Annotated in this window: 12 protein-coding genes; 7 read left to right on the top strand and 5 right to left on the bottom strand. The window is 42.1% G+C overall.

The genetic code is table 11. The features are described 5' to 3' along the window. Window positions 1-148: 148 nt before the first annotated feature. Entirely contained in the window at window positions 149-2,110 is a 1,962-nt protein-coding gene (locus tag M2470_RS11330) for a hypothetical protein (protein WP_348524218.1), read from the bottom strand. 365 nt (window positions 2,111-2,475) lie between these two features. On the opposite strand from M2470_RS11330, the gene truA reads away from it, so the two are divergent. From truA to M2470_RS11315, 3 genes are read left to right on the top strand one after another with little or no spacing between them, the layout of a single operon-like run. Beyond that, window positions 2,476-3,237: a tRNA pseudouridine(38-40) synthase TruA gene (gene truA, locus M2470_RS11325; RefSeq protein ID WP_280745103.1), complete on the top strand. Its 762-nt coding sequence runs from the start codon at window positions 2,476-2,478 to the stop codon at window positions 3,235-3,237. A 3-nt stretch (window positions 3,238-3,240) separates the two neighbouring features. After that, window positions 3,241-4,137, top strand: a complete 897-nt coding sequence (locus M2470_RS11320) for an EamA family transporter (RefSeq protein WP_280745102.1) — start codon at window positions 3,241-3,243, stop codon at window positions 4,135-4,137. Window positions 4,138-4,145: 8 nt separating this feature from the next. Beyond that, the gene (locus tag M2470_RS11315) at window positions 4,146-4,778 is read left to right on the top strand and encodes a DUF3256 family protein (protein WP_280745101.1); all 633 of its coding nucleotides are present in this window, start codon (window positions 4,146-4,148) and stop codon (window positions 4,776-4,778) included. Between the two features lie 8 nt (window positions 4,779-4,786). Here the strand turns inward: M2470_RS11315 and M2470_RS11310 are convergent, their stop codons facing one another. The 4 genes from M2470_RS11310 to M2470_RS11295 all read right to left on the bottom strand — a co-directional run bounded on the left by M2470_RS11310 (window position 4,787) and on the right by M2470_RS11295 (window position 8,106). Then, window positions 4,787-5,620, bottom strand: coding sequence for a PepSY-like domain-containing protein (locus M2470_RS11310; RefSeq protein ID WP_280745100.1), 834 nt, complete (start codon window positions 5,618-5,620; stop codon window positions 4,787-4,789). Between the two features lie 27 nt (window positions 5,621-5,647). Next, the gene (locus M2470_RS11305; RefSeq protein WP_280745099.1) at window positions 5,648-6,094 is read right to left on the bottom strand and encodes a PepSY-like domain-containing protein; all 447 of its coding nucleotides are present in this window, start codon (window positions 6,092-6,094) and stop codon (window positions 5,648-5,650) included. A gap of 66 nt (window positions 6,095-6,160) precedes the next feature. Then, window positions 6,161-7,429 carry a HAMP domain-containing sensor histidine kinase gene (locus M2470_RS11300; RefSeq protein WP_280745098.1) on the bottom strand — a complete coding sequence of 423 codons (1,269 nt, stop codon included), beginning with the start codon at window positions 7,427-7,429 and terminating at the stop codon, window positions 6,161-6,163. Continuing rightward, the gene (locus M2470_RS11295; RefSeq protein ID WP_280745097.1) at window positions 7,426-8,106 is read right to left on the bottom strand and encodes a response regulator transcription factor; all 681 of its coding nucleotides are present in this window, start codon (window positions 8,104-8,106) and stop codon (window positions 7,426-7,428) included. The genes M2470_RS11300 and M2470_RS11295 overlap by 4 nt, the downstream gene beginning before the upstream one ends. A 258-nt stretch (window positions 8,107-8,364) precedes the next feature. Between M2470_RS11295 and M2470_RS11290 the strand changes: the two genes are divergently transcribed. The 4 genes from M2470_RS11290 to M2470_RS11275 all read left to right on the top strand — a co-directional run bounded on the left by M2470_RS11290 (window position 8,365) and on the right by M2470_RS11275 (window position 10,791). Beyond that, a complete protein-coding gene (locus tag M2470_RS11290) occupies window positions 8,365-8,916 on the top strand; it encodes a sigma-70 family RNA polymerase sigma factor (protein ID WP_280745096.1) in 552 nt (183 codons plus the stop codon). After that, window positions 8,906-9,394 (top strand): hypothetical protein, encoded by a 489-nt coding sequence (locus M2470_RS11285; RefSeq protein ID WP_280745095.1) that lies wholly within the window; start codon window positions 8,906-8,908, stop codon window positions 9,392-9,394. The genes M2470_RS11290 and M2470_RS11285 overlap by 11 nt, the downstream gene beginning before the upstream one ends. Before the next feature lie 82 nt (window positions 9,395-9,476). Continuing rightward, window positions 9,477-9,869, top strand: a complete 393-nt coding sequence (locus M2470_RS11280; protein WP_280745108.1) for a hypothetical protein — start codon at window positions 9,477-9,479, stop codon at window positions 9,867-9,869. Between the two features lie 22 nt (window positions 9,870-9,891). After that, window positions 9,892-10,791 (top strand): PorT family protein, encoded by a 900-nt coding sequence (locus M2470_RS11275; RefSeq protein ID WP_348524217.1) that lies wholly within the window; start codon window positions 9,892-9,894, stop codon window positions 10,789-10,791. Window positions 10,792-10,824: the final 33 nt, after the last annotated feature.

The raw sequence follows: 10,824 nt of genomic DNA, 5'->3' as shown, positions 1-10,824 counted from the left end.
TAAAGATACTAATTCTTGCAGATATAAACAAGAAATAATCAAACTAATATATTGTCAATCAAATAAATGAAATGCTTTTAAGGATAGACTAAATAGATTAGTGATCTTTTTATTTATCCTTATAACAGTCCAAGTCTTAAAAATGTTTTTATTGCAGAACTTTCCTTACGGCAGAAAGCATGGGGTCTACTGTTAGCCGTTCGCCAGTTGCTTCCAGCATCCATTGGGTGGGTGTAAGGCGTCCCAGACTGAAGATACGGTCTACCTCCGTAGCAAAGTCTTTTCCTTGCAGATGCCCCTCTAGTTGGAACTCAATAATCTGTCCAAAAGCATAAGCTGATAGATAAAGCGGATAACCGATCATGTGTGAATAAATGGCCAGTACGGTTTCATCTTTTACGTCGAAGACCGGTGCATAGTATTTATTCCAAATTTCTTTTGACAGAGACACAACAGCGTCACGCAGTTGCTCTGCTGTAGCATCGGGGTGTGAATACAGCCATTTCCATACAGAAATGTCAAGCATAGACACTCCGCATATTTCATACATGCTCCATACCTTATCCAGTACATTCATTGCTTCTTTTTCCGGATTATTGTCGGTGATGCCAAGTATTTCCAGGTCGCGTTTCTGAAATACAAAGGCCAGAGCCTCAGTAAATGCCGTGTTCGGCACACCATTTAACATGTAATAATCAACATCATACAGAGAGATCGTTTGTTCAACGTTATGTCCGAATTCATGAATAGCTATGTTGTATCCTTTATAATCCATACCTCCTGCCGGGATACGGGTGCGCAGACGTGATTTTTGCCCTTTCATAACGGCTCCTAAAGCATGTCCTGATCCGCGTGCCGGGTCTACGCCTATTTTTTCAGCCAGATAGTTACCCCTGTCCTTGCTAAAGCCTAGTTTGGCAAGAATATTCGGCAGATCCTTTTCCAAGGCCTCGGCATTTGGGTAAAGGGCTCTTGTTTGTTGGTTTAGCTTTGTTTCATCCAGGTTACTACGGGCTTTGAAGCCGTCATACCAAATATCATAGGCTTCCAGCTTACGACCGAGACGCTTGGATATCATCTTGCCTACTTCTTTTAGCTCGGGAGCCGACAGGAAATCATCGAACAGGCGGGTAACCTCATCTACGGCTACCTCCATGTCGTTGTCGAACTTCCGGTCAATATAGGTATTGCCTGTATACTTGTCTATTTCCTGCATGATGTTGAAGTTGTTCAACATTTTCTGGTAACGTTCCTTTGTTTCCGGGCTACCTTTCATCTCTTTACCCTCCTTTAATACGGTATTCGTATAGGGATTCCAATCGTATGCTCCGCTGTTGATTACTTCTAGGGGGATATCCTGATTGATGATCTGTTTCATTACCTGGTATACGGTGCGTTGTTTCTCCAGTCCCGTATTGCCTTTGTTGTAATTGGCTTTTATTTCGTCGCGCAAATTCCAGTGTGAGAGCAATATCATATCTTCCGGGAATATCTTCTTCCCTTTTGTGTTCAACAGATGCCCCATATAGACATTGTATGCCGCAATGTACATATCAGCATCACTGCTTATTTGTGCCCTTTTCTGCATCACAGACGAAGGAACCCGCTGCGTGAAGAAGTCTCCCAACCGGGCATATGCCCAGGCCTTCCGGTCTTTGCCTAAAGATTCTTTTTCTTTTAAGCTTAATTCGGGAAAGTTCAATGCGATGGTAAATGCCAGTTTGTTGTTATAGAAGTCTTCGGAAAGATGCGAAGAGGGGCTGTAAGCGGCAAACTTCCGGTCGATAGGGTGCAGCTGCCCGTCGTCTATCGTAACATTCCAGTCCAGCCGTACAGACATAGCGCTGAAATTTCCGTATATACCTTCCATGTAATCGCTTATTTTCAGAAAAACAGTTTCCTTTTCCGAAGGATCGGCTATATAATTCTCCAGACAGAAGGCTTTGAAGGCTTCTTCGTCTCCGTCTTTATCCTGCCAGAGCCTGGCAACCTGGCGAACGCCTTTTTCCATTATTTCTTTCTGATTGCCGGATTTCTCCGCCAGACTTTCTATCGTAGTCCGGATGACAGTTTGCGAAATAGTAGCAAATACATTAGAATGTGTGATCATGCAAATTAGTGTGGCGCAAATAAAAGTAATTATCTTTCTCATACTTGATTAATTATGTAGATTATATACAATGAAAACAAAAATAATATTTTTAATTTGTTACACAAAAATAGCCACCTGTCACAGGCAGCTATTTTTCTACTTAACCAAAACCTACTATAGGCATTTTGCTGCCTATATGTAACATACTATAGGTGGCAAAGTTAATATCAGAGCCATTTTTAAAAATGCAATTTTTAATTTATTATTTGTCATATATCAAAAAAACGAATGCTTTAACCTGACGGTTCTTCTAAGCGAGGAATTGTTCCCATCGCTTTTTTCTGTTACCTTTGCCGACGAAAATATAACAATAATACAGGGCATTGAATCGCTATTTTATCTATTTGGGATATAACGGAAAGAACTATTGCGGCTGGCAAGTGCAGCCCAATGGAGTAACGGTGCAGCAGACGCTTGAAGAGGCCTTGGCTACTTTGTTTCGTTGTCCTGTTCCGGTAGTAGGAGCCGGGCGAACGGATGCGGGAGTACATGCCCGCCTGATGGTTGCCCATTTTGACTTTCCGGAGTCTATTGATGATTTGCCCTTTTTGAAAGAGAAGCTCAACCGTCTGCTTCCTAAAGATATTGCCGTGTATAAGGTCGTTCCAGTGAAGGAGGATGCGCATGCCCGCTTTGATGCCGTATCCCGTACCTATCATTATTATATTACGACCCGGAAAGACCCTTTTATGTATGAGTTTGTTTATAAAATGCACGGCTCCCTTGATTTTGATGCGATGAACGAGGCTTGCCGGGTGTTGTATGATACGGTAGACTTTACCAGTTTCAGTAAATTGCATACCGATGTGAAAACAAACAACTGCCGTGTTACATACGCCGGATGGGAGCGGGAAGGGGAGAACTGGAAGTTTACGATTACGGCCGACCGCTTTCTGCGCAATATGGTTCGTGCCATCGTAGGTACATTGATAGAAGTAGGACGCGGTAAGCTATCTATACAAGAGTTTAAAGAGGTAATAGAGGCAAAAGACAGGTGCCGGGCGGGAACTTCCGTACCGGGGCATGCCTTGTTCCTGGCGGATGTTCAATATCCCGAAGCATTGTTTAAGGTTAATAATAAGTAAAATATGTGGGTAGCCCTGGCGTTTATGTCGGCCTTCCTGTTGGGATGCTATGATATAAACAAGAAAATGTCGTTGAACGGGAATGCTGTGATCCCGGTGTTGTTTCTGAATACATTGATAAGCAGCCTGATATTTGTTCCCGTTATCATCCTTTCATATGGAACGAATTTGCTCGACGGAAGTATGCTGTATGTGCCGCATGCACCGCTGGAACAGCATATCGCCGTATTTATAAAAGCCGTGATTGTTCTGTCTTCCTGGTTGTTCGGTTATTTTGCGATCAAGAATCTTCCGCTAACTATAACCGGGCCAATCAAAGCCACCCAGCCGGTAATGACACTGCTTGGCGCACTTCTTATCTTTGGCGAGCGTTTAAATCTCTATCAGTGGATTGGTGTGATTTTGTCTATCATTTCTTTTTTCCTCCTTTCCTTGTCGGGAAAGAAAGAAGGGATAAACTTCTCCCACAATAAATGGATTTTCTTTATGATACTCTCTGCCATGCTGGGAGCCTTAAGCGGACTGTACGACAAACACCTGATGCGTTCGCTGGATGTGATGACTGTGCAAGTGTGGTTCAATGTGTATCAGTGCTTTATCATGGTGTTTATTCTGCTGTTCCTTTGGTATCCAAGAAGGAAGAAAAGCACTCCTTTCAAGTGGCGCTGGAGTATTGTTTTTATCTCTGTCTTTCTGGTGCTGGCTGACTGGATTTACTTTTATGCCCTCAGCTTCCCCGACTCTATGATCTCCATTGTAGCCATGATCCGCCGTAGCAACGTATTGGTGACCTTCGCTGCCGGTGCCCTCTTCTTCCATGAAAAAAATCTAAAGAGCAAAGCTCTGGATCTATTATTAGTGCTGATTGGAATGATATTCTTATATTTGGGAACAAAATAACGTATAATATGAAGCGATATATTTCTGTATTAGTCTTTTGTTTTTGTGTTGTAGGTATGTGGGCGCAGGATATGAAAAGTGTATTTATAGCGATGCCTGATGTGTATATACCTCAGTTGGAATCAGCTTGGAGAAAGGATTTGGTGGATTTGTACGAGTCGGGAAAAGAGGCTCGCTTGAAGAATACGATGGACGGCTATTCCCATCTAAAACAACTGACGGCTGACTACCTACTGCTGCAAACAACGGAAAGAAGCCAGGTTGAGCTGAAAATGCTGCCGCTGGTAAATAATACCCACATTATTTGTATGTCGATCACTGTCGAGGCTCCGGTAGCAGATAGCCGTCTGCAGTTTTTTACAACGGAATGGGCGCCATTAGAGGTGTCAGACCTGATTAGTCCGGTTGCTGCTGATTGGTTTTTAAAAGAAGATGCTGATAAAAACAGTGATGCCTATAAAGATGCGATAGCCCTTTTGGATATGGATTTGATCCGTTATGAATTGAATCCGGACAATCAGACATTGACCGCTACCTATACTACTCCCCTGTATTTAAGCAAACAAGAAAAAGGAAAGGTATTACCTTTCCTTAAAGATGAACCGAAAATCTACACTTGGGAGAAGTTTCAGTTTAAATGAAATATTTCTTATTTGTTGATGATTGTACCGTCTGACTTAATGGTGAGATATACCTCTTTATTCCCTGATTCCAGTTCAAAGATGTAATATGCTCCGTCGGGCTTCTCCATGAAGTCTACATCATCAACTTTGTAGCTGCTATATTCGCTGGCTTTAAGAGCGCTTAATACTACTTGAGGTACATCGTTGAGGCGGATTTCCCATGTTGTGCTTACCCACTCGTAACTGCTGTTATACAATACGTCTTTCTGGATATTGTTATGACGGATATCTATTTCAATATATGATCCTTCTCTTTCAAATTCAAGGAATTGGGCGTTTGGATACCTCTCTTTAATTTCTTCGATCACTGAATTAGGCACCACCAATGGCTCATGGGTATTGGCTCCATTATCGTTTATCTCTTTGATAAGACTACCATCTTCTGTGTAGTATAGATCCACTTCCTGTTTGCCTTGTTCTACTTCTATGATATAGACTGTTTCCGTATTGTGACGTTCCAGTTTGTCTACATCGTCTACTTTCCAATCGGCATAGCTGCTTGCCTTAAAGCTGTTTTGTACAGCCTGAGGTAGTTCGTTGTACGTAATGTCGGTTTCTGTCATCACCCATTCTCCGGTGGGTTCAAACCATGCTTCAAGTTCGTTTTTGTTGAAGTGGAAATCAGCCACTTTGTAGCCGGCTTTTGTTTCCCATTCTACCTTTGTAGCTTGTGGGTATTTGCTTTTGAAAGCATTTACTACTACATCTTCCGGTGTGTAATTGTCGTCATCATTACATGATGTAAAAGCCAAGGTGTTACACACCAATAAAGCGCTCAATAAAAATGTTTTTGTCTTCATAACTATAGTCTTTTATTTGTTAATATGTTAATCGTCAATGTCTAATAAGTTTCCTTTGTGATTGAAGGTAAGTTCCAGTCCGTTACTCAAATCCACTTCATAATCGTTCCAGTCTTTGTCTATTTTAATGATATGAGCTTCTTTGAATTTTGTTTGTACATAGGTCAGGATGGGTTGCGGAATGATACTGCTTGGTACAACAGCCTTGTTGGCGTCTACCTCTGTCCATTCTCCGGCTTTGTCAAATTCCACATCTACTCCATTTGTAAGGATTACGTCGTACCCTTTTATACCCATCATGTTTTTCTCGATAGAGATGTGAGAGATCCTTATTCCGCTAAAATGTTTGGCTATAAAATCCCGGCTGGCAGCAGGAAGTACAGATGTGTCATTCGTTATTGTTTTGCCTCTGTTTCCGGCTTGTATCGTTGTTATGATAAGCAGACAGACAAGAAATAAACCAATCTTTTTCATATTGCTTTGCCTTTAAATTATACTGCAAAGAAAAAGAGGCTTTTGGGAAAGAATCTGGAATAAAGGCTAGCGGAATGTTAAAACAAATTGGTGTTTGCCTGTATAGTGATAAGTAATACTGATTTTATAGGTAAGAATAATTGATTGAACAATGGCCAGTCCAAGTCCGGTAGACTTATTATTGTCTGTTTGTTTGGCGAAGCGGCGAAATAACTTTTCTTTGTTCAGTTCCGGGCAGTTGCCGGTGTTTTCAATGCTGAATGTATTCTCTGATATCGTGATGTTTATTTCGCCATCCGCTATGTTATGAACGAATGCATTCTTCACTATATTTTTAATGAGAATTGTAGCCAGCGATTCATTCATGATATACTTGAGTGATGCATTTTCCGACACCGATATCTTTATTTGTTTTTCTTCGTATATGTCGGAAAAGTCCTGAATGATCTTTTTCGTAATAGCGTTGATTGATACAGTCTCCGTATCTGCAAACTGCTTGTTTTCAATGCGGGATAGTAGTAGTAGGGATTTATTCATTTTTACAATCCCGCCCAGTGTTTGGTGTATGTCGGCTATCTCTGTCAATTGCTCCTGGGTGCAATCAGGATTTTCGCTCAGTAGTTCCAGTTTGTTCAGGCATACGGCAAGTGGTGTCTGCATCTCGTGTGAGGCGTTCTCTACAAACTGCTTTTGCTGTTCGTATAATGCACTGCTTCGTTTGCTGGCATCTGTTATTCCTTCGTTCAGGATTGCGAACTCTTCAATAGGCGTATCATTGTTTAGCGGCTCGATAGGCTTGTCGGGGCGGAACTTTTTGAGCCAGTCCAGAATCGTATATAAAGGACGGAAACTCTTTTTAAATACATACCGGTTAACTAACAGGATGCAAACCAGTAACACCAGATATAAGATGATGATACTGAATAGGATTGTCTCTATCAAATCTTCCTTTTCCAGCGTAGATGTTTCAATGACTAACTCATAGTATTTCCCGTTTGCATCCATGAAGTTTGAGCGTAATACACGTATGGGCTCAAACTCCATTTCTATTTCTATATATTTTGTTGAGTCGTAAAACACATCCTCAGACAGGTTTGCGTCTTTAGCCGGTATTTCCCTGATCTGATAGCGGGTCATGATATCCGGATGGTTGGCAAGAGCGGTACTGTCGGATAGAAATTGTTTGATAATAATTTCCTTATAGTTTTGCAGGCTGTCGTTCGTTTCGTCATCTATCTCGTAAAGGATTAAGAAATAAAATGCTGTAGCCCAGACTGCCATAACAATAAGTAATGGAAATGCCAGCTTGCGAAAGGTGTATTGTATTAGCTTCATTCTTCGTCTGTCATTTTATAACCAAATCCGTATACAGCCTTGATCTCGGGAGTAGCTCCGGCTGTTTTGAGCTTTTTCCGCAGGTTTTTCACCTGGCTGTAAATAAAATCAAAACTGTCAGTCTGATCTATGTAATCTCCCCATACCGACTCAGCTAAGGCGCTTTTGCTGATCAGTCGGTTCGGATTGGTGACGAAATAGTAAAGCAGGTCAAACTCTTTACGGTTCAGTATCAACTCTTCATTGTTTATATATACTGCATGGCGATCCGGATACACCGTAATGTTTGCCAACTCAATATTGATCTCGCCATCCTGCTGGTTTCGCCGGATGATACTTTTTATCCGGGCATTCAGCTCTGCCAGGTGGAAAGGCTTTGTCAGGTAATCGTCGGCTCCCAGATCTAAACCGGTCACTTTATCCTCTATAGAATCTTTGGCCGATACAATAATGACAGACTCTTTTTTGTGCATCTTCTTCAGTTCTTCCAGTAACGTCAGACCACTTCCTCCGGGCAACATCACGTCTAATACCACGCAATCGTAGTCGTAGTCATTAAGCTTTAATGATGCCTCCTGATAATCTGCCGCACTTTCTACCACATAACGTTCCTTTTCCAGAGAGCGAATCATGATCTCACGCAAAGAACGATCGTCTTCCACTATTAAAATCTTCATGCAAAAAACCTTTAGCGGCAAACCTACTAAAATATTCTGGCAAAATTCTGGAATTTCCGGAGTTTTATCTCGAAATCAGACGGTTGTTTTTTGTTGCCGACAATTGTCGGCAAGCCTGCCGATAACTATCAACAATATTGCCGATAATTATCGGCAGGATTGTTGATATATGTGGGCAAACAATTATAACGGGCATTTTCAGGGAATAAACCAGCTTTTGGAAAAAGTTAATTTAGGCAGAAAAAAAATATAGTGGGGATGTTATGTTTTATTTCCTTTGTCGTCTTAATAGTAAAGATGGAACTTGAAGGGTTTAAAATAACAGTTCTTCCGCTTAGAGGGAAATTATTGAATATCTCGCGGAAATTGCTGGAGGAGGAGATTGATTCCGAGGATGTTGTACAGGAAGCATTTCTGAAGCTCTGGCATATCCGTGACAAGCTGGATGAATACCAGAACGTAGAGGCCTTAGCGGTTATGGTAACGAAGAATCTGGCACTGGATAAACTGAGGACACGGAAAAGTATGGTAGAAGAGTCGAACCTCTACACCTATGATTCCGGAATGAAGAACCCCGCAGAGTTACTGGAACAACAGGATGCCATAGCATGCATCCGGCATCTGATAGAGCATTTACCCACTTTGCAACAAACGATTATCAGGATGAAAGACATAGAGGGATACGAGTTGTCCGAAATTGCCGAAATAACCGGAAGTCAGGTAGAAGCAGTAAGGGTAAATCTTTCAAGAGCAAGGAAAAAAGTAAGAGAACAGTTTTTAGCATTAAATCAGTCGGGATATGAATATTGATGACTTGTTAAATAAATATTTTGAGGGGGAAACCTCCATGGAGGGAGAGCGCTATCTGCGAACTTTCTTTGCCTCAGACAAGGTGCCTCAGCGGCTGATGATATACAAGCCGATGTTTGCCTACTTTGACGAGGAAATCAGGAAGAAACAAGAGCTGCGGCAGAAGCAATACACTGTGAAGAGCAACAGGCCTTTCTATTGGCTGGCCGGTATGGCTGCAACTATCCTGCTTGTATTGGGTATCAGACAGTTTGTCTTTACTCCCGATCCTTGCTATTGCTCAGAGAATTATGTGGTGATAAACGGTCGCTGCTATACGGATATTCACAAGGTGCGCGAACTGGCTCTTGAAGCCTTGGGCGAAGTAGCCGCTCCGGCCAGTGAATACTTCCCCGACAGGGAGGAGGATGCTTTAGACCGTAAATTGATAGAGAACCAGTTGAAAGAACTGGAGGATATTTTCAGTGATGACGAATAAATTGAAGAAAATGAGATACGTACACTACACTTATGCACTTTTGCTGGTTGTTTGTTTTCTGTTCCCAACGAAAGCAAAAGCAATGGAAGCCCAGAAAGATCTGAAGATACAGGAGGTGTTCCAACGATACGGGAAGAAGAAGAATGTAACGATGGTTGAGCTATCGAACGAAATGCTGGAAACATTCAGTATGACACACTACAAGAGTATCACGATAAAAGATGATGCGGAAGCCCTGCGTTTTACCCGCAAATGCCTGGAAGAAGATCAGCATGGCGCCCGGAAAATCAAGGAAGTAACCGATGATGGCGGCATTATATCGGCCTACTATCAGCTGCCGGGAATGAATGAAGAACTGAATCGCTTTATCCTGTTTAAACTGAGCAAGAAAGGAGTGATTACTTTGGTCTACATAGAAGGAGAGCTGGATAGTGATGACTTGATCACGATTCTCTTTACAAAGAAAGATTTATAAATAAACTAAACGATAGAAAATGATGAAAAAATTACTGTTAATCATGGCTCTGTGCATATCATTCGGAGCCTGGTCTGCCGGGATTGAACCGATGTCTACAGATACCGTAATAATACTGGGCGGAAAACGTATAGAGGTGAAAGAGAGCGAAGAACGTATGAAGGTAAGGGTCTATGAACTAACGGAAGACGATGAGGAAATAGACGACGAACTGGTGTTTGAAGGGCATTATAAAGACGGCAAAAGTTACGAACGCCGTAAGCGCTCTATCAACATACCGCTTCCTTCCTGGCACAAAAGTTTCGATCCGCATTGGACAGGTTTTGGTATGGGCTTTGCCAACTTTGCTGACGGGAGCTTTAACATAAACGACATAAACGGCGTCTCTTTGCGCAGCGGTAACTCCCTGGAATACAATCTGAATATTCTGGAAACGAGTTTTCCGTTCTCAAAGAAGTCTGACTTTGCAGTCGTTACCGGAGTAGGTATGCGCTGGAGCCGTTACAGGCTTGATGGGGAAGTGTACTTTAAGGAAGTAGACGGAGTTACTGGTCTGTTGCCCGTTCCTGAAGATATGAATTATCGTTCCAGTCGTCTGAATATCACGAGTCTTACGATTCCCCTCTTGATAGAATGGCAGAATAGGAGGCACTCTGAAGATTTCTTTATTTCTGCAGGTGTTGTAGGAGTCGTGAAGACCATTTCTTCGTCGAAGGTGGCTTATAAAAATGAGAAAGGCAAAGGCCAGGTAGATAAGATGGATGGTGGTATGAATATTCGCCCGGTAACCATGGACTTCCTGTTTCAGGCCGGCTACGACTGGATTGGCATCTATGCGAAGTACTCACCTATGGGATTGTTTGAAAGCGGCAAGGGGCCTAAGGTACACCCAGTGTCTATCGGATTGCATATCCATTTATAAACAAGATATATTACGAAAAAAATACGTCCGAAT

Source organism: Parabacteroides sp. PH5-46, from assembly GCF_029892785.1.
In the GTDB taxonomy this organism is placed as follows: Bacteria; Bacteroidota; Bacteroidia; order Bacteroidales; family Tannerellaceae; genus DFXE01.
Note: the sequence above shows the minus strand (reverse complement) of the source record. Positions and strands in the feature narration are given on the sequence as shown.

Excerpts from the sequence above, each read along its gene's own strand:
- M2470_RS11330 (WP_348524218.1), bottom strand. The coding sequence starts at position 2,110 with ATGATCACACATTCTAATGTATTTGCTACTATTTCGCAAACTGTCATC.
- M2470_RS11320 (WP_280745102.1), top strand. The coding sequence starts at position 3,241 with ATGTGGGTAGCCCTGGCGTTTATGTCGGCCTTCCTGTTGGGATGCTAT.
- M2470_RS11315 (WP_280745101.1), top strand. The coding sequence starts at position 4,146 with ATGAAGCGATATATTTCTGTATTAGTCTTTTGTTTTTGTGTTGTAGGT.
- M2470_RS11310 (WP_280745100.1), bottom strand. The coding sequence starts at position 5,620 with ATGAAGACAAAAACATTTTTATTGAGCGCTTTATTGGTGTGTAACACC.
- M2470_RS11305 (WP_280745099.1), bottom strand. The coding sequence starts at position 6,094 with ATGAAAAAGATTGGTTTATTTCTTGTCTGTCTGCTTATCATAACAACG.
- M2470_RS11300 (WP_280745098.1), bottom strand. The coding sequence starts at position 7,429 with ATGAAGCTAATACAATACACCTTTCGCAAGCTGGCATTTCCATTACTT.
- M2470_RS11295 (WP_280745097.1), bottom strand. The coding sequence starts at position 8,106 with ATGAAGATTTTAATAGTGGAAGACGATCGTTCTTTGCGTGAGATCATG.
- M2470_RS11290 (WP_280745096.1), top strand. The coding sequence starts at position 8,365 with ATGTTATGTTTTATTTCCTTTGTCGTCTTAATAGTAAAGATGGAACTT.
- M2470_RS11285 (WP_280745095.1), top strand. The coding sequence starts at position 8,906 with ATGAATATTGATGACTTGTTAAATAAATATTTTGAGGGGGAAACCTCC.
- M2470_RS11280 (WP_280745108.1), top strand. The coding sequence starts at position 9,477 with ATGGAAGCCCAGAAAGATCTGAAGATACAGGAGGTGTTCCAACGATAC.
- M2470_RS11275 (WP_348524217.1), top strand. The coding sequence starts at position 9,892 with ATGAAAAAATTACTGTTAATCATGGCTCTGTGCATATCATTCGGAGCC.